The 17,246-nt window shown below is 67.2% G+C and carries 15 protein-coding genes; 8 read left to right on the forward strand and 7 right to left on the reverse strand.

Annotated features, from left to right (window positions below):
• Positions 1–24: 24 nt before the first annotated feature.
• The 5 genes from PFX90_RS02175 (at position 25) to PFX90_RS02195 (ending at position 5,232) form a co-directional block, all read left to right on the forward strand.
• Complete coding sequence (locus tag PFX90_RS02175) at positions 25–1,317, forward strand: MFS transporter (protein WP_285710030.1); 1,293 nt, start codon at positions 25–27, stop codon at positions 1,315–1,317.
• A complete protein-coding gene (cysK, locus tag PFX90_RS02180) occupies positions 1,314–2,234 on the forward strand; it encodes a cysteine synthase A (protein WP_285710033.1) in 921 nt (306 codons plus the stop codon). The genes PFX90_RS02175 and cysK overlap by 4 nt, the downstream gene beginning before the upstream one ends.
• Before the next feature lie 2 nt (positions 2,235–2,236).
• Positions 2,237–2,938 carry a dienelactone hydrolase family protein gene (locus PFX90_RS02185; protein ID WP_285710035.1) on the forward strand — a complete coding sequence of 234 codons (702 nt, stop codon included), beginning with the start codon at positions 2,237–2,239 and terminating at the stop codon, positions 2,936–2,938.
• 80 nt (positions 2,939–3,018) lie between these two features.
• Positions 3,019–3,636 carry a hypothetical protein gene (locus PFX90_RS02190; RefSeq protein ID WP_285710038.1) on the forward strand — a complete coding sequence of 206 codons (618 nt, stop codon included), beginning with the start codon at positions 3,019–3,021 and terminating at the stop codon, positions 3,634–3,636.
• 90 nt (positions 3,637–3,726) lie between these two features.
• Entirely contained in the window at positions 3,727–5,232 is a 1,506-nt protein-coding gene (locus PFX90_RS02195) for a M20/M25/M40 family metallo-hydrolase (protein WP_285710041.1), read from the forward strand.
• Between the two features lie 72 nt (positions 5,233–5,304).
• Here the strand turns inward: PFX90_RS02195 and PFX90_RS02200 are convergent, their stop codons facing one another.
• The 4 genes from PFX90_RS02200 to PFX90_RS02215 form a co-directional block, all read right to left on the reverse strand.
• Positions 5,305–7,110, reverse strand: coding sequence for an acyl-CoA dehydrogenase C-terminal domain-containing protein (locus tag PFX90_RS02200; protein WP_285710044.1), 1,806 nt, complete (start codon positions 7,108–7,110; stop codon positions 5,305–5,307).
• A 53-nt stretch (positions 7,111–7,163) separates the two neighbouring features.
• Positions 7,164–7,625 (reverse strand): MerR family transcriptional regulator, encoded by a 462-nt coding sequence (locus tag PFX90_RS02205; protein WP_285710046.1) that lies wholly within the window; start codon positions 7,623–7,625, stop codon positions 7,164–7,166.
• A gap of 31 nt (positions 7,626–7,656) precedes the next feature.
• The gene (gene hisI / locus PFX90_RS02210; protein WP_285710049.1) at positions 7,657–8,052 is read right to left on the reverse strand and encodes a phosphoribosyl-AMP cyclohydrolase; all 396 of its coding nucleotides are present in this window, start codon (positions 8,050–8,052) and stop codon (positions 7,657–7,659) included.
• A 379-nt stretch (positions 8,053–8,431) separates the two neighbouring features.
• Positions 8,432–9,127, reverse strand: coding sequence for a ComF family protein (locus PFX90_RS02215; RefSeq protein ID WP_285710051.1), 696 nt, complete (start codon positions 9,125–9,127; stop codon positions 8,432–8,434).
• Between the two features lie 57 nt (positions 9,128–9,184).
• Between PFX90_RS02215 and PFX90_RS02220 the strand changes: the two genes are divergently transcribed.
• Positions 9,185–9,952 carry a class I SAM-dependent methyltransferase gene (locus PFX90_RS02220; RefSeq protein WP_285710053.1) on the forward strand — a complete coding sequence of 256 codons (768 nt, stop codon included), beginning with the start codon at positions 9,185–9,187 and terminating at the stop codon, positions 9,950–9,952.
• Here the strand turns inward: PFX90_RS02220 and ppdK are convergent.
• From ppdK to PFX90_RS02235, 3 genes are all read right to left on the reverse strand, one after another.
• Positions 9,949–12,621: a pyruvate, phosphate dikinase gene (ppdK, locus tag PFX90_RS02225; RefSeq protein ID WP_285710055.1), complete on the reverse strand. Its 2,673-nt coding sequence runs from the start codon at positions 12,619–12,621 to the stop codon at positions 9,949–9,951. The two genes, PFX90_RS02220 and ppdK, sit on opposite strands and share 4 nt — an antisense overlap.
• A gap of 117 nt (positions 12,622–12,738) precedes the next feature.
• Positions 12,739–15,063: a glycine--tRNA ligase subunit beta gene (gene glyS / locus PFX90_RS02230; protein ID WP_285710058.1), complete on the reverse strand. Its 2,325-nt coding sequence runs from the start codon at positions 15,061–15,063 to the stop codon at positions 12,739–12,741.
• Entirely contained in the window at positions 15,063–15,995 is a 933-nt protein-coding gene (locus PFX90_RS02235; protein WP_285710060.1) for a glycine--tRNA ligase subunit alpha, read from the reverse strand. Before PFX90_RS02235 ends, glyS begins: the two co-directional genes overlap by 1 nt.
• A 352-nt stretch (positions 15,996–16,347) precedes the next feature.
• Here PFX90_RS02235 and PFX90_RS02240 point away from each other — a divergent pair, with 352 nt between their 5' ends.
• On the forward strand, positions 16,348–16,542 hold the full coding sequence (locus tag PFX90_RS02240) for a helix-turn-helix transcriptional regulator (protein WP_285710062.1): 195 nt from the start codon (positions 16,348–16,350) through the stop codon (positions 16,540–16,542).
• Positions 16,529–17,224 (forward strand): hypothetical protein, encoded by a 696-nt coding sequence (locus PFX90_RS02245; RefSeq protein ID WP_285710065.1) that lies wholly within the window; start codon positions 16,529–16,531, stop codon positions 17,222–17,224. The genes PFX90_RS02240 and PFX90_RS02245 overlap by 14 nt, the downstream gene beginning before the upstream one ends.
• Positions 17,225–17,246 lie beyond the last annotated feature (22 nt).

The following is a 17,246-nucleotide window of genomic DNA, read 5'->3' on the forward strand; positions in this document are numbered from 1 at the left end:
TTGGCAGAGTCGCGAACGCCTGCCATGGCGCGCGGCGTGACCGACGCTGTGACCGAACCTGCCTCCCCGCTTCAGATACCCGATTACCGGCGCTATTGGCTGGCGCGCTTCATGGGCGTGTTTGCCACCATGTCGATGGTGGTGCTGCTGGGCTACCAGCTCTATGCCGTCGCGCGCGACGATTACGGGATGAGCGTGGCCGAGGCCTCGTTCCAGCTCGGCCTCCTGGGCCTCGCGCAATTCGTGCCGCTGTTTCTGCTGACCCCGGTCGCAGGCCTCGCCGCCGACCGTTTCGACCGCCGCCATGTCGCGGCCTTCGCGAACGGGATCGACGGGCTCGTGGCCGTGGTGCTGGCGCTCGCGACCTGGGCTGATGCCTTGAACCTGCCGATCCTCTTCACCCTCGCCGCCGCGCACGGCGCAGCGCGGGTGTTCCTCGGCCCCTCGATGAGCGCCATTGCGCCCAACATCGTCCCCCCTGCCCTGCTGCCGCGCGCCATCGCGCTGTCCTCGATCGCCTGGCAGACCGCGAGCGTCGCCGGCCCGGCGGTGGGCGGGCTGATCTTCGCGCGGGCCGAGTGGCTACCGCACGCGCTTTCCTCCGCGTTGCTCGGCTGCTCGATGCTGCTGATCCTCACCGTGCGCCCGGTGCGCGCCAAGCAAGACGGGCCGCGCCTCAAACCCCTGAAGCAGATCACAGAGGGCATGATCTATGTTTGGCGCGAGCGCTTCCTGCTGGGATGCATCACGCTCGATCTTTTCGCGGTGCTGCTGGCGGGGGCGACCGCGCTGCTGCCGGTGTTCGCGCGCGACATCCTGTTCGTCGGCCCCGAGGGGCTCGGGCTGATGCGCGCCGCCCCCGCATTCGGCGCGGCAAGCGTGGCGCTGTGGCTGTCCTTCCGCCCGCTCCAGCGCGAGGTCGGGGTCAAGATGCTGTGGGCGGTCGCGGCCTTCGGGGCGCTGACGATAGCCTTCGCCTTCTCGCGATACTTCGTCCTGTCGCTGGCGATTCTCGCGGCGATGGGCGCGGTCGACATGGTGTCGGTCTTCATCCGCTCGTCGCTGGTCCAGCTCTTCACGCCCGATGAAAAGCGCGGGCGGGTTTCATCCATCTCCGGGCTTGCCATCTCTGCGTCGAACGAGCTGGGCGAAATGCAGTCCGGCCTTGCCGCAGCCTTGCTGGGCGCGGTCGGCGCGGTTGTATTCGGCGGGGCGGGTGCGATAGTCGTGACATTGGTCTGGGCGTGGTACTTCCCCGAACTGCGCCGCGCCCGCAGCTTCGAGCCGCAGGAATTGAAGAGAGAGGTAGCATCATGAAGGCCGACAACATCCTCGCCACCATCGGCGGCACCCCGCATATCCGCCTCGCCCGGCTGTTCCCCGATCACGAGGTGTGGGTGAAGTCGGAACGCGCCAATCCCGGCGGCTCGATCAAGGACCGCATCGCGCTTGCCATGGTCGAGGATGCCGAGGCGCGCGGCGCGCTGAAACCGGGCGGGACGATTGTCGAGCCGACCTCGGGCAACACCGGGATCGGCCTCGCGATGGTCGCTGCCGTGAAGGGCTACCGTCTGGTGCTGGTCATGCCCGAATCGATGTCGGTCGAGCGCCGCCGGTTGATGCTCGCCTATGGCGCCAGCTTCGATCTCACCCCGCGCGAGAAGGGCATGAAGGGCGCGATCGAGCGGGCGATGGAGCTGGTCGCGCAGACGCCGGGCGCATGGATGCCGAGCCAGTTCGATAACGCCGCCAACCCCGCAGTCCACGCCCGCACCACCGCGCAGGAAATCCTCGCCGACTTTGCCGATAGCCCGGTCGACGTCATGATCACCGGCGTCGGCACCGGCGGGCACCTCACCGGCTGCGCCGAGGAATTGAAGAAGCACTGGCCCGCGATGAAGGCTTACGGCGTTGAACCCGCGCTTTCGCCGGTCATCAACGGCGGCCAGCCCGGCCCGCACCCGATTCAGGGAATCGGCGCAGGCTTCATACCGGGCAACCTCCACACCGCTGCCATTGACGGCGCGATTGCGGTCGATGCCGAGGAGGCCAAGGAAATGGCCCGCCGCGCGGCGCGCGAGGAAGGGATGCTGGTCGGCATCTCGAGCGGCGCGACGCTCGCCGCCATCGCCAGCAAGCTCGCCGATCTGCCGGCGGGTTCGCGGGTGCTCGGCTTCAACTACGATACCGGCGAGCGGTACCTCTCGGTGCCCGATTTTCTGCCGGTGGAGTAAGGATGCCCGAACGCATCGACTATGCCGATGGCGAAACCGCGCTGACCGGATGGCTGGCGCGGCCTTCGGGCCCTCCACGCGCGGCCGTGGCGGTGTTCCCGACCTTCATGAACATCACCCCGGGCGTCGCTGCCAAGGCCGAGGCGCTCGCCGAAGCGGGTTGCGTGGCGCTGGTCGGAGATTTCTACGGCCCCGATGCGCCGCATGATATCGAGAGCGCCTTTGCGGCGATGGAGCGGCTGCGCGCCGATCCTCACGTGATGCGGCGGCGCTTGCGGGCGACGCTCGACTGTCTCACCGGACTGGCGCCCGGCCTCCCGCAGATCGCGACCGGTTTCTGCCTTGGCGGGATGGCGGTGCTCGAACTGGCACGCGACGGCGCCGACCTCGTGCTGGCGGCAAGCTTCCATGGCCTGCTCGCCACCCCCCTGCCCGCCGTCGCCCCGATCAAGCCCCGGCTGCTGGTGTGTCACGGCGACGCGGATTCGCTTGTCCCCAGGTCCGACGTCATCGCCTTCTGGGAGGAGATGGACCGCGTGGGTGCGGACTGGCACTTCCTGTCTTTCGCGCGCGTCGAGCACGGCTTCACCAACCCCTTCACACCCACGGGCGAAGCCAATCCGGCCTATGACCCGCTGGCCGACCGGCAATCGTGGAGCGCCCTGATGGGCCTGATCGACGCCGCCACCGGCAGGTCCGAATAACCCTTTTCTTAACCCTGTGCGCGTAAGCCTTTGGCCCGGTTGCCGGTGCAATCAAGTCTCTGCTCGGGAAATACGCGCCCATGAAGTTCATCAAGCTCGAATCGCGCGGCGGGAACTACCTCGTGGTGGCGTCGAACGTCGCGTGGCTGCGCACCGCCGAGAACGGGCAGACCAGCGTCGGCATCGTCGGCGGGCAGCCGCTGCTGGTGGTCGGCTCGATCGAGGAGGTGGCCGAGAAAATTCAGGCAGGCCTCGCGCAGGCATCCGCCGAAGCGCCTGCGCCCGCAGTGCCAGCCCCCGCTTCTGTGGCAGCACCCGCACCCGTCCCCGCCCCCGCTCCGGTGGCGCCGCCGGTTGCCGCCCCGGTTCCTTCCGTGCCTGCGCCCGCGCCGCAGCCCGAAGCCGTCGCTCCGCAGCCCGAAGCCGTCGCACCGCCGCCGCCTCCGCCACCCGCCCCCGAGCCTGAGCCGGAACCCGAGCCCGAATCCGAAGACATCCTCCCCGCGCCCGAACCCGAGCCTGAACCGGCTCCGCGCGCTGCACCGCAGGTGGCACCCGCTGCCGCAGCCCCCGCCGCGGCGCGTCCCCGCGTTGCCTCCGCGCGTTCGGCAAGCCAGTGGGAGCGCCCCGCCTCGGCAGCGCCCAAAAGCCTCAAGATGAAAGTCAGCTCGCAGCGCATGATGGGGATGCTGGACTAGCATCCGCTCCCTCGACTGCCTGTCGCAAATTTCATTGCGATTGGAGCGCCGCCTGATACCTCTTCCCTCATCTACAGGGGAGATCAGCACATGAAGCGAGCTTGGACGGGATGGACCTTGGCTGCGGTAATCGCGCTGGCGAGCGCGCCGCTGGCCGCCGAGACACCGCAGCGGGAAAAGATCGCAGCCACCGTCGCCGCGCGGCATGACGCCACTCTCGAAGCGCTCAAGGACTGGGTCGCGCTCCCCACCATTGCCGCCGAGAAGCGCGGCACGCCCGAGGGGGCGGAATACATGCTGAAGCTCGCGCTCGATGCCGGGTTCCAGCAGGCGAAGATCATCCCCACCGACGGCGTCCCCGCCGTCTTCGCGACGCTCGATGCGGGGGCCAAGACCACCGTCGGCATCTACTTCATGTATGACGTCAAGCAGTTCGACCCGGCCGAGTGGAGCACCGCCCCGCTCGAGGCGACGCTGGTCGACCGCCCGGGCGAAGGCACCGCGATCGTCGGGCGCGGGGTGGTCAACCAGAAGGGCCCCGAAATGGCCTTCCTCGCCGCGATCAAGGCGATTCAGGCGAGCGGGCAGAAGCTCCCCGTCAATCTCGTGCTGGTGGCCGAGGGCGAGGAAGAGGTCGCCTCGACCCACTTCGATCAGGTCGTTGCCGTGCCCGAAGTGCAGGCCGCGCTGGCGAAGGCGATCGGCGTTTTCATCCCCTCGGCCAACCAGAACCGTGACGGCAGTGCGGGGATCACCCTCGGGGCCAAGGGCGCGGTCGAGTTCCAGCTGGTGGTGGGCGGCGAGACCTCGGACAAATATCCCAAGACCGACATCCACTCCTCGAACTACGCCCGGATCGAGAACCCGGCGTGGCGTCTGGTCAAGGCGCTCGATACCCTCGTGGCCGATGACGGGCACACCCCCGCGATCGATGGCTGGTTCGAGAATGTCCAGCCCCTCACCCCGCGCCAGCGCGAGCTGATCGCGCAAAGCATCAAGCCCGGCGCCGAAGCGGGTGAGAAGGCGCTGCTCGGCGTGGGGCGCTGGATCAATGACGAGGACTATCGCACCAGCCTCGAGCGGTTCTATTCGCAGCCGACCGTCAACATCCAGGGCCTCGTTTCGGGCTACACCGGCGAGGGCGGCAAGACCGTGCTGCCGGGCCGCGCCGAGGCGAAGCTCGAATTCCGGCTCGTCCCGAACATGACCAAGGCCGAGGCGGTGAGCAAGCTGCAGGCCCACCTCGCCCGCCGCGGATTCGACGATGTGCGGGTGACGGTCTCGGGCGGCTATGGCCCCAACGAGACCGCTGAGGATTCGGCGCTGATCCGCGCGCAGAAGAAGCTCTTCGAGGCGCAGGGCATCCCCTACACCATCCGCCCGCGCAATGCCGGGAGCTGGCCGGGGGTGATCTTCAACGGCCCGCCGCTGAACCTCCCCGCCTCGCAATTCGGCCTCGGCCGCGGCGGCGGCGCGCATGCGCCCAACGAGTGGTTCCTGATCACAAGCACCGACCCCAAGGTCTACGGGCTCGACGAGGTCACGATGGCCTATGTCGACTACCTCTACGTCATTGCGGAAGAAGCGAAGAAGTAGGCCGGACACAACAAAAAGGGCCGCCCTGCGCGATGCGGGGCGGCCCTTTTCCGTGTCCTTGGCAAAGGTGCCTTACGCGGCGGTCGCGAAGGCCTCGGCCGGCAGCTTCATCATGTATTCGCTGCCCGCCTCCAGCTTGCGGCGCAGCGCGCCCGCATCGGGGAGGAAGCGTTCGGCGTAGTAGTTTGCCGAGACCAGCTTAGCTTCATAGAAGGCCTTGTCGTCAGCGCCCTCGGCGAGCTTCGCCTGTGCAACCTTGGCCATCTTCAGCCAGAAGTGCCCGAGCGTCACGATGCCCATGATGTGCATGTAGTGGTGCGCGCCCGCGCCGAGGTGGTTGGGGTTTCCGAGCGCGTTCTGCATGAACCACATCGTCGCCGCCTTCTGCTCGCCCAGCGCCTTTTCGAGGCGTTCGGCGATGCTCTTCAGCGCCTCGTCCTGCTTGGCGGCGGCGATTTCCTCGTCGATCATCGCGAAGAAGGCCTGGATCGCCTTGCCCCCGCCCGCGGCAAGCTTGCGGCCGCACAGGTCCATCGCCTGCACGCCGTTGGCGCCTTCGTAGATCATCGCGATGCGGCTATCGCGCACGAACTGCTCCATGCCCCACTCGCGCACATAGCCGTGGCCGCCGAACACCTGCTGCATGTTGTTGGCGATGTCATAGCCCTTGTCGGTGCCGTAGCCCTTGATCACCGGGGTCATAAGCCCGATCAGCAGGTCGGCAGCCTCGCGCTCTTCCGGGGTCTGCGCCTTGTGGGTGAGGTCGACCTGGAGCGCGCCCCACAGGCAAAGGGCGCGCATGGCCTCGGTGAAGACCTTGGCGTCCATCAACATCCGGCGCACGTCGGGGTGGACGAAGATCGGATCGGCCTTGGCTTCCGGCTCGGCCGGACCCGTCAGCGCGCGGCCCTGACGGCGGTCGAGCGCATAGGCAACGGCGTTCTGATAGGCGACCTCGGCCTGGGCATAGCCCTGAATCCCGACGCCAAGGCGCGCGGCGTTCATCATGATGAACATCGCGGCGAGCCCCTTGTTCTCCTCGCCAACGAGGTAGCCGGTCGCCCCATCGTAGTTGAGGAGGCACGTGGCGTTGCCGTGAATGCCCATCTTCTTCTCGATCGAACCGCAGGTGACGCCGTTGCGCATCCCCGGATTGCCGTTCTCGTCGAGCAGGAACTTGGGCACGATGAAGAGCGAGATGCCCTTGGTGCTGTCCGGCGCACCAGGGGTCTTGGCCAGCACCAGGTGGATGATGTTGCTGGTCAGGTCATGCTCGCCGGCCGAGATGAAGATCTTGGTGCCGGTGATCGCATAGGTGCCGTCGCCATTGGGCACGGCCTTGGTGCGGATCATGCCGAGATCGGTGCCGCAGTGCGGCTCGGTCAGGTTCATCGTGCCCGACCATTCGCCCGAGATCATCTTGGGCACGTAAGTCGCCTTCTGCTCGTCCGAACCCTTGGCGAGGATCGCCGAGACCGCGCCGTGGGTGAGGCCGGGATACATGGCGAAGGCCTGGTTGGCGGTGCCGGTATATTCCTCGAGCACGAAGCCGAGCACGTGCGGCAGGCCCTGCCCGCCGAACTCCTCGGGCTGTGCCAGCGTGCCCCAACCGCTCTCGACATAGGCCTGATAGGCCTCCTTGAAGCCCGGAGGGGTGGTGACGCTGCCGTCCTCGTGACGGGTGCAGCCATGCTCGTCCCCCGCCTGGTTGATCGGCGCGAGCACCTCGGCGCAGAACTTGCCGGCCTCGTTGACGACCGTCTCGATCATGTCGGGCGTCGCGTTCTCGAATCCCGGCAGGTTGCCGTAGCTGGCAAGGTCGAGCACCTCGTTGATGATGAAACGCGTGTCGCGGGTGGGCGCGGTGTAGGTCGGCATCGGTTGATCCCTCTGGTGTGCAGACGTGTTGAAGCGGGGTTGGCCCTAGCGCATCAGCGCAGGTCGAGCTTTTCGATTTCGGCCACGAAGTCGGTCAGTTCCTTGATCGAGCTGTCGATGTCGTCGCGCTGCGCCTTCAATTTGGCGATATGCGTGCGGCACTTTTCGATCGTGACGCGGCGCTGTTCGACGCGGCCGTCGTCAAGATCGTAGAGGTCGATCATCTCGCGGATTTCGGTGAGCGAGAAGCCGACGTTCTTGGCGCGCATGATCCAGGCGAGCCGCGCGCGGTCGCGCTTCGAATAGACGCGGGTCAGCCCCACGCGCGCCGGGCTGATCAGCCCCTCGTCCTCGTAGAAGCGCAGCGCGCGGGCGGTGCAGCCGAATTCCGAGGTGAGGTCGGAAATGGTGAAATGTTCGCGCTCGTGGACATCCGGCCGATCGAGATGCGCACCGTTGCGGCGCGGTTCGGCGGCGGGATCTGCGGCGGTGGTGGAAGCGGGAGCGGTAGCCATGCCCGCGCTCTACCTTACGTTTACGTGAGCGTCAAGTATCGATCCACCGCAGCACCGCCCCGCCCTCTCCCGCGACGACCTCGCGGTAGAAGCACGAGCGCGCACCGGTGTGGCAGGTGGGGCCGGCGGGCGTGGCGCGAATCAGCAACGCGTCCTGATCGCAGTCGGTCAGCACCGATTCCACCGCGAGAAAATGCCCCGAAGTCTCGCCCTTCAGCCACAAGGCCCCGCGCGAACGCGACCAGAAGTGCACCTTGCCGGTCTCGAGCGTTCTCGCGAGCGCCTCGGCGTTCATGTGCGCCACGACCAGCACCGTGCCGTCGGCCGCATCGACCACAACCGCGGTCAAGAGCCCTGCGGAATCGAATTTGGGAGCAAAGACAAGGCCCTTCTCGCGCTTTTGCGAAGTGAGGACGGGATCGGTCACGGGGGCAACTCCAGCAAAGTGAGTAGGCGGCTCATGCAGCGATTGTTGCAAGCAGACAACAGCACGTCACAAAAAATTGCACCCCGCGAGGTTTCATCTTCCGCGTTAGGCAACTCGGTGGAAGAAAGCCTCCGGAGCCTTCGCAAGGGGTTCTCCACCGAACAAGCGGCACCGCCCGGTGCCGGGTTCAGGGGGTGACCGGACCGCAGACTTGGCAGCGGGGTGCCAGCGCGACCGGTTGAACGATAGGGACTGGATCCCGGCAGCGAAGTTAGGGGGTCGCTGCCTTCGCCCGAGAGGGCGGATCCTCGCCGTTTCGTCACGTGGCGCCCGGGGTCGAAAGACCTCGGGCGTTATGTTTTCTACGGGCCGACCCGGATTACGGATGCGCGAGCTTGTGGTCTTCTTCGACCCGGGCGAAGCACGCGACCGCAATCGAGGATGGTCCCGCTGCCGCAATCGCGGCAAGGCAGGCACGGCTTGTCGCCCCGCTGGTGAGCACGTCGTCGACCAGCACCACATCGCGCCCCTTGATCCGCGCCGCCGCCCCTGGTGCGAGGCGGATCGCCCCGGTCAGCACCCGCTCGCGCGCCTCGCGCCCCAGCCCGCCGAGGTTGGGCGTGCGCCTGAACCGCACCAGCGACGCTACCGCCGCCTCGCCCTTGCCCTGCTTCTGCAACTGCTGTGAGAGCAGCGCCGCCTGGTTGAACCCCCGGCTCCACAACCGCCAGCGGTGGAGCGGCACCGGTACCAGCAACGGCGGAGGGCGCCCAGGTTCGGGCTCGGGCATCCGGCCTGCGATCAGCCGCGCCAGCAGGGCGGCGAGCGCGATCCGGCCGCCGTGCTTGTAGGCGAGGACCAGCTGGCGCGAGGTCTCGTTGTAATAGGTCGCCGCATAGACCGGCACCGCTTGGCCTGGGACCTCGGGATGCTCGGGCACCTCGAGCGTGCTCCAGCAATCGGTGCAAAGCCCCGCCTGCGCCGCCACCGCCACCCCGCACGAGGGGCAGCGCGGCGGATAGATCAAATCCACCACCGGAGCGAGATGCCGGGCAAACTGTCGGGCCACTGCCATGCGCGCGAGTGTCGCATGGCTTGCGCTTCCGAGGCAAGCGCGGCAGGGCGTCGCGGCATGAACGCCGCTGCCGTCCCCACCATCTTTGCCGAACATCGCCGCGTGGCGCGCGCCTTGCGATCGGTCGCAAGGCTGCGGTCCGGAGGTGATGCGGCGCGCTTCCTCATCGACGAGATGGCCGAGGACATGATCGAGCGCCTGAGCTTCGTGCGCCATGCCCCCGCCCACGCTCTGCTGATCGGCGGGGCACCGGCCATGCTTGAGGCCCATCTGCGAGAGGGTGGCGCCGAGCTTGCCGTCGACATCACCGCCAATCCGGCCGAGCCCCTCGCAGGCAGCCCCTTCGACTTCATCGGCGTGATCGGCCAGCTCGATGCCGTCAACGACCTACCCGGTGCGCTGATCCACCTGCGCAATGCCTTGACCCCCGGCGGACTCGTGATCGCGAGTTTCATCGGCGGCCAGAGCCTCCCCGCCCTGCGTGCCGCAATGATGGCGGCCGAGCCCGATCGCCCGGCGGCACGGCTCCACCCCATGGTCGATGCCCGCGCGGCGCCCTCGCTCCTCCAGCGAGCCGGGTGGAAGGACCCGGTGGTCGACACCCACACGCTGGGCGTGCGCTATTCCTCGCTTGACCGTCTGGTGGGCGACCTGCGCGATCAGGGCCTCGGCAATGCCCTCGCCAAGCCCGCTGCCCCGCTCGGCAAGGCAGCCCTCGCCCGCGCCCGCGCCGCCTTCGCCGCGCGCGCCGAGGCGGACGGAAAGACCACCGAGACTTTCGAGATCGTCACCCTCACCGGGCGGCGATCCCTCGCCGGGACCTAGGCCTTCTTCAGCGCCGCCTGCGCCGCCGCGAGCCGCGCGATCGGCACGCGGTAGGGCGAGGCGCTGACGTAATCGAGGCCGACGCCCTCGCAGAATGCGATGCTCGCCGGGTCGCCGCCATGCTCGCCGCAGATGCCGAGCTTGATGTCGGGCCGGGTCTTGCGCCCGCGCTCGGCCGCCAGCTCGACCAGCTGGCCGACACCCTCGATATCCAGGCTGACGAAGGGATCACGCGGGAAGATGCCCTTGTCGACATAGACGCTGAGGAACCGCGCTGCATCGTCGCGGCTGACGCCCAGCGTCGTCTGGGTGAGGTCATTGGTACCGAAGGAGAAGAACGCGCCTTCTTCCGCAATCTCGCCCGCCATAAGCGCGGCGCGCGGGAGTTCGATCATGGTGCCCACGAGGTAGTCGACCCGCGTGCCGGTCTCGGCGAACACGGCCTCGGCCTCCTTGTCGACCAGCGCCTTGAGGATCGCGAGTTCGCGCCTGGTCGCCACCAGCGGGATCATGATCTCGGGCAGCGGCGCCTCGCCGCTGGCGGTCTTGACCGCGCACACCGCCTCGAAGATCGCGCGCGCCTGCATCGCGTAGATCTCGGGGAAGGTGATCCCGAGACGGCAACCGCGGTGGCCGAGCATCGGGTTGAATTCATGCAGCTCGCCCGCGCGGCGCTTGAGGTGATCCACGCCCAGCCCGGTCGCATCCGCCAGCTCGGCGAATTCCTCGTCGGCGTGGGGCAGGAACTCGTGCAGCGGCGGATCGAGCAGGCGGATCGTGCAGGGCAGCCCTGCCATCACCTCGAAGATCGCGGTGAAATCGGCGCGCTGTTCGGGCAGCAGTTTTTCCAAAGCCCGCCGGCGCCCCGCCTCGTCCTCGGCGAGGATCATCTGGCGCACAAGGCTGATGCGCGAGGCTTCGAAGAACATGTGTTCGGTGCGGCAGAGGCCAATGCCCTCGGCCCCGAACTGGCGCGCCATGCGGCAGTCGTCGGGCGTCTCGGCATTGGTGCGCACCTTCATGCGCCGCAGCTTGTCGGCCCACACCATCAGCGTGCCGAAGTCGCCCGCCAGCTCGGGCTCGACTGTCGGCACGATGCCGAGCATCACCTGCCCCGTCGCCCCGTCGAGGGTGATGGCATCGCCCTCCTTCAGTTCGGTCGAACCGATGCGCAGGGTACGCGAGGCACGGTCGATCGACACCGCCCCCGCGCCCGAGACGCAGGGCCGCCCCATGCCGCGGGCGACCACCGCCGCGTGGCTGGTCATCCCGCCGCGCGCGGTGAGGATGCCCTGCGCCGCGTGCATGCCGTGGATGTCCTCCGGGGACGTCTCGACGCGAACGAGGATCACCTTCTCGCCGCGCCCCGCCCATTGCTCGGCGGTGTCGGCGTCGAGCACGATCCGGCCCGCCGCAGCGCCCGGCGAGGCAGGGAGGCCCGTGGTCAGCACATGGCGCTCGGCCTTGGGATCGAGCGTCGGGTGGAGCAGCTGGTCCAGTGCCATCGGATCGACCCGCCGCACCGCCTCGCGCTCGTCGATCAGGCCCTCGGCCACCATGTCGACCGCCATCTTGAGCGCGGCCTTGGCGGTGCGCTTGCCCGAGCGGGTCTGGAGCATCCAGAGCTTGCCCCGCTCGACGGTGAACTCGATGTCCTGCATGTCCTTGTAGTGGAGCTCGAGCAGGTCGAACACGCGGGCGAGCTCGGCATAGGCCTCCGGCAGCGCCTCTTCCATCGAGAGCGGCTTGGCCCCCGCCGCTTCCCTCGCAGCCTTCGTCAGGTACTGCGGCGTGCGGATGCCCGCCACCACGTCCTCGCCCTGCGCGTTGATCAGATACTCGCCATAGTAGGCGCGCGCGCCGGTTGCGGGGTCGCGGGTGAAGGCAACCCCGGTGGCGCTGGTCTCGCCCATGTTGCCGAACACCATCGCCTGCACGTTGACCGCTGTGCCCCAGTCGCCCGGGATGTCATTGAGCCGCCGGTAGACCTTGGCGCGGTCACTGTCCCAGCTGTCGAACACCGCGCGGATCGCGCCCCACAGCTGCTCGTGGACATCCTGCGGGAAGTCGCGGCCCAGTTCCTCGGCGACGATGCCCTTGTACTCGCCCACCAGCGCCTGCCAGTCTTCAGCCGCCATCTCGGTGTCGTTGTAAAAACCCTTGTCTTCCTTGGCGATCTCGAGAGCTTCCTCGAACAGCCCGTGATCGATCCCGAGCACCACGTCCGAGTACATCTGGATGAACCGCCGGTAGCTGTCCCAGGCAAAGCGCGCGTCCCCGCTCGAGGCCGCGAGACCCTCGACGGTCGCGTCGTTCAGGCCGAGGTTGAGCACCGTGTCCATCATCCCCGGCATCGACACCCGCGCGCCCGAGCGGACCGAGACCAGCAGCGGGTCCGCCGCATCGCCGAAGCGCTTGCCCACCGAGGCTTCGACATGGGCGAGCGCATCGGCGACCGCCGCCTTCAAGCCTTCCGAGAAGCCCGCGCCATCGCGCAGATAGGCCACGCATTCCTCGGTGGTGATGGTGAAGCCCGGGGGCACCGGCAGGCCGATGCTCGCCATCTCTGCCAGGTTCGCGCCCTTCCCGCCCGCGACGGTCTTGTCCTTCTGGCGCGGATCGGAGTGATCGGCGGAGCCTCCGAAAACATAGACCGTCTGGAGTGTCATGCCGGTTCCTCGCTAGTTGACATAGTTCATACGGTGCGGGTGCAGTCGGAAAATCAACTTACTGTAAATTCAATTACATAGTGGTGCTATTGCGTCTCAGGAACAGGGCTGTTTCACCTATCCCTCGATCCGGCTGAAATCGGCGACCCGGTGCACCGCATCGCGGAACCGCGCAAGCAGGGCAAGGCGCGCGGCGCGCTTGTCCGCTTCCTCGGCGTTGACGGTCACCTCTTCAAAGAACCGGTCGATGGGCGCGCGCAAGGTGGCGAGCGCGGCCATGGCATCGGCGAACCGCTCTTCCCTCACCGCCTGCGCCGCGCGCGGGGCGGCAGAATCGAGCGCGTCGATCAGCGCCTGCTCGGCGGGCTCGGGCGTGTAGGAGAGCGATGGATTGTCGCGGGCTTCTGCCGCGAGGATGTCGCCCACGTCGGGATCGTCGACCATTGCGAGCGGGTCTTCCTCGCCAGTGTCGGGGATGGTGTCGTTGCCTTCCTTGAGGCTTGAGAGGACCTCGGGATCAGGCGTGCCGGCGGGGCCTTCGTAGCCCTCTTTCTTGAGGATATTCGCCGCGCGCTTGTAACCCGCGAGGAGGTTGGCGCCGTCCTCGGTGGTGACGAAGGCTTGCAGCGCATGGACGCGGGCGAGCAGGCGGACGAGATCGTCGTCCTTTGTAACAACGGCGTCGATTAGATCATGGCGAACACCGGCGTCACGCTGTTGCACTTTAAGGCGGTCGAGAATGAACCAGTGCAGTCCTGCCGAACCTGACGCGATCTCGTTTAGCAAGAGCGCGTCGAGCTCGTCACGACGAGCCTGACCCTCATCGTCACGGCGCCCCATCGCAATCACGTCGGTCATGGTTTCAAAGGTCGCATCCACCGAGAAACGCAGGCCGTTTTCTAGAACAAGCCTGATGACTGCGAGCGCCGCACGGCGAAGGGCAAACGGATCCTTTGACCCCGTGGGCTTCTCGTTGATGGCAAAGAAGCACATCAGCGTGTCCAGCTTGTCCGCCAGCGACACCGCCACCGTCACCGGCGCAGTCGGCACATCGTCCCCCTGCCCGACCGGCTTGTAGTGATCGCGGATCGCCTCGGCGACCTCCTGCGGCAGGCCTTCCTTCGCGGCGTAATATCCGCCCATCAGGCCCTGCAATTCGGGGAACTCGCCGACCATCTCGGTGACGAGATCGGCCTTGCACAGGCGTGCGGCCTGTTCGGCCATATCCGCCAACTTTTCCTTCGTCATGCCAGCGGAAGCTGGCACCTTGGGCGTATGGTCACTGCCGCCCGAGGCCCCAGCTTTCGCTGGGGTGACGATATCGGACTCAACCAACCACCGCGCCAGCTTTGCCACGCGTTCGACCTTGTCGGCCACGGTGCCGAGCTTCTCGTGGAAGGTGATGCGCGAGAGCTTTTCCGCATGGACCGCGAGCGGGGTCTTCTGGTCCTGCTCCCAGAAGAAACGCGCATCGGACAGGCGTGCCGCCAGCACCTTGCGGTTGCCGTCAACCACCACGGCGGGGTCGAGCGGCGCGATATTCGCGGTGCAGACGAAGGCGTTGGCGAGCTTGCCCTGCGAGTCTTCGCACACGAAATACTTCTGGTTCACCCGCGCCGTGAGCTGGATCACTTCGGGGGGCACGTCGAGGAACGCCTCGTCGAAGCGGCCGAGCAGCGGGACAGGGTTTTCGGTGAGGCCTGCGTTCTCGATCACCAGGCCCTCGTCGGCGACCAGCTTGAGGCCAGCAGCCGCAGCGACCTCTTCTGCGCCCTGACGGATCAGCGCCTCGCGCTTGGTGTGCTTCACGATCACACGCGCGTTCAGCAATTGCCCTTCGTAGGTATGCGCGCTCTCGATGGCGATGGAGCCGGAGTGATGGAAGCGGTGCCCCATCGTCTCGCGGCCCGAGCGGATGCCGCCGACCTCGACGTCGAGCACCGCGCCATCGAGCAGCGCGACGATCCCCGAGAGCGGGCGCACCCAGCGAAGGCTGTCGGTGGTGATCGAGGCCGCGCCCCAGCGCATCGACTTGGGCCAGCTGAAATCGCGGATGATTGCGGGGATTGCCGCCGCGAGCACCTCGGCCATCGGGCGGCCGGGGGTGGCGACGACCGCGAAGTAGGTCATGCGGCCCTTGACGTCGCGCAGCTCGAGCTGGTCGCGCGTCACGCCTGCCTTCTTGCAGAAGCCGTCGATGGCGGCGTCGGGGGCGCCTTCGGGCGGGCCCTTGGCTTCCTCGCTGACCGCCTCGGTGGCGGCGGGCAAGTCGTAGGCGATCAGCGCCAAGCGGCGCGGGGTCGACCAGATGCGCAGGTTGTCGTGCTTGACCCCGGCGGCTTCCAGCTCGCGCCGGAACAGCTTTTCCAGTTCCGCACGCGCCCCCGCCTGCATTCGGGCAGGGATTTCCTCGCAGCGCAGTTCGAGCAGGAAGTCGGCCATCAGACGAGACTCCACCCGGGGTATTTGGCCTGCCACTCGGGCGTCATCTTCTCGGCATATGCCTCGCAAGAGGATCGCGCGAGGTCGCGGACGCGGCCCATGTAGCTGGCGCGTTCCTGCACCGAGATCACGCCGCGCGCCTGCAGAAGGTTGAACACGTGGCTCGCCTCGACCGCCTGCTCGTAGGCGGCGATGGGCACATCGGCGGCGAGTGCGTTGCGGCACTCGGCCTCGGCCTTGGCGAAGAGGTCGAACAGCGCTTCGGTGTTGGCGACTTCGAAGTTCCACTTGGACATCTGGCGCTCGTTCTCGAGGAACACTTCGCCATACGAAACGCCCGCGGAGTTGAAGGCGAGGTCATAGACGTTGTCGACGCCCTGGATATACATCGCGAGGCGTTCGAGCCCGTAGGTCAGCTCGCCCGCGACCGGCTTGCAGTCGAAGCCGCCCATCTGCTGGAAATAGGTGAACTGGGTGACTTCCATCCCGTCGCACCACACTTCCCACCCGAGGCCCCATGCGCCCAGCGTCGGCGATTCCCAGTCGTCCTCGACGAAGCGGATGTCGTGCGCCAGCGGGTCGATCCCGATCGCGGCGAGGCTCTTGAGGTAAAGCTCCTGAATGTCGCTCGGCGATGGCTTCAGGATCACCTGATACTGGTAGTAATGCTGGAGCCGGTTGGGGTTCTCGCCATAGCGCCCGTCGGTGGGGCGGCGGCAGGGCTGGACGAAAGCGGCGTTCCACGGCTCGGGGCCCAGCGCGCGCAGGGTGGTCGCGGTGTGGAACGTCCCCGCGCCCATGCGCATGTCGTAGGGCTGGAGAATGATGCAGCCCGCGTGCGCGCTCCAGAAGTCGTGAAGCGTCAGGATCATGTCCTGAAACGAGCGCGCGGGATCGCGTGCGGGAGGCGTGAAGAGGGGCGTAGCGCTCATGGCGGCTCGCCATGGCCGAACGCCCTGCCAGCGTCAATGCCGCGCCGCAGCATGGGCGGGTGAAAGGCTGCGGGAGCGCGCGATTCCCCTCGGCAAATGCCCTTCCTGCCAATCGTGGCAGTCACGAAGATACGACACAAAGTCAGGTCATCTTGACATGGTCAACGAATCGCGACATATAGTCAGCATTACCTGACACCAAGTCGGGTTGACCTGACGGAGACTGACCATGGAATTTTTCGAAAAGAGCGTCTGTGTGAAGCAGTGGCTGTTCTTCGCGATGATCCTGCTGAGCGGCTATGCCACCGGCGCGATCGTCGCCAAGCTGGCCAATGCGCTCGGGATCTGAACGGTGAAAAACCGCCTCAAGGTGCTGCGCGCCGAGCGGGATTGGAGCCAGGCGGAGCTCGCCGGGCGGCTCGATGTCTCGCGCCAGGCCGTCAACGCCATCGAGACCGGCAAGCACGACCCCTCCCTCCCCCTCGCCTTCCGCATCGCGCGGCTGTTCGATCTGCCGATCGAGGAGATTTTTCATGACGAACATTGATGAGCGCCGTGCCGAGGCCGGAATGACCGAAGGCCTGCCGATGTTCGGCCGCGTTGCCATCGGGGTCCTTGGCGGGCTTGTGCTGGTGTTCCTCGCAGGGACGGCCGCCGGCTATGTCGGCGCCATGATCGAGGAAGGCAGCGCCGCCCCGCGCGATGCAGCCATACTCGGCGCGGTTGCGCTGGGCTTCGCCGGGATCGGTTACGGGGTCTGGCGGTTTGCCCTGCGCGGCGCGCTGGCCGAGCCGGCTTCCGGCGGCCCGGGCGAACGTCGCACCCTCCAGCGCCAGCGCCGCCAGATGGGCTACATCGCGCTCGCCGGCGTGCTCGGCGGATTGATCGGCCTGATCACCGGCATCTTCGACCAGGGCGACGGCAGTCTGTTCGGCGGCGATTGGGAGAGCCTCAAGCTCCCCCCGATGCTGGCGCTCGGCCTCGTCGTGCTGCTGATCGGCGGCTTTGTGGTGCTGCCCTTGTGGGGGTTCCGCATGATCGACGATTACAAGCGCGAGCACAATTACATCGCCTTCACCGGCGGCTGCGTGTCGGTGCTCGGCGGCTATCCGATCTGGGCGGTGCTCTATGCCGGGGGCTTTACCCCGCCGCCCCATGCCTTCGGGATCTTCGCGATCGCTTACGTCTCGATGATCGCCTCCTTCCTTTATGCCCGCTGGCGGCTCTGACCCCGTCCCTGTCGTGCCAGCA

Origin of the sequence: Erythrobacter oryzae, assembly GCF_030271515.1 — a bacterium.
Lineage (GTDB): Bacteria > Pseudomonadota > Alphaproteobacteria > Sphingomonadales > Sphingomonadaceae > Erythrobacter > Erythrobacter oryzae.

Coding starts and splice junctions, on each gene's coding strand:
- cysK (WP_285710033.1), top strand. CDS start 1,314: ATGAAGGCCGACAACATCCTCGCCACCATCGGCGGCACCCCGCATATC.
- PFX90_RS02175 (WP_285710030.1), top strand. CDS start 25: ATGGCGCGCGGCGTGACCGACGCTGTGACCGAACCTGCCTCCCCGCTT.
- PFX90_RS02245 (WP_285710065.1), top strand. CDS start 16,529: ATGACGAACATTGATGAGCGCCGTGCCGAGGCCGGAATGACCGAAGGC.
- PFX90_RS02185 (WP_285710035.1), top strand. CDS start 2,237: ATGCCCGAACGCATCGACTATGCCGATGGCGAAACCGCGCTGACCGGA.
- PFX90_RS02220 (WP_285710053.1), top strand. CDS start 9,185: ATGAACGCCGCTGCCGTCCCCACCATCTTTGCCGAACATCGCCGCGTG.
- PFX90_RS02200 (WP_285710044.1), bottom strand. CDS start 7,110: ATGCCGACCTACACCGCGCCCACCCGCGACACGCGTTTCATCATCAAC.
- ppdK (WP_285710055.1), bottom strand. CDS start 12,621: ATGACACTCCAGACGGTCTATGTTTTCGGAGGCTCCGCCGATCACTCC.
- PFX90_RS02195 (WP_285710041.1), top strand. CDS start 3,727: ATGAAGCGAGCTTGGACGGGATGGACCTTGGCTGCGGTAATCGCGCTG.
- PFX90_RS02235 (WP_285710060.1), bottom strand. CDS start 15,995: ATGAGCGCTACGCCCCTCTTCACGCCTCCCGCACGCGATCCCGCGCGC.
- PFX90_RS02215 (WP_285710051.1), bottom strand. CDS start 9,127: ATGGCAGTGGCCCGACAGTTTGCCCGGCATCTCGCTCCGGTGGTGGAT.
- PFX90_RS02190 (WP_285710038.1), top strand. CDS start 3,019: ATGAAGTTCATCAAGCTCGAATCGCGCGGCGGGAACTACCTCGTGGTG.
- PFX90_RS02205 (WP_285710046.1), bottom strand. CDS start 7,625: ATGGCTACCGCTCCCGCTTCCACCACCGCCGCAGATCCCGCCGCCGAA.
- glyS (WP_285710058.1), bottom strand. CDS start 15,063: ATGGCCGACTTCCTGCTCGAACTGCGCTGCGAGGAAATCCCTGCCCGA.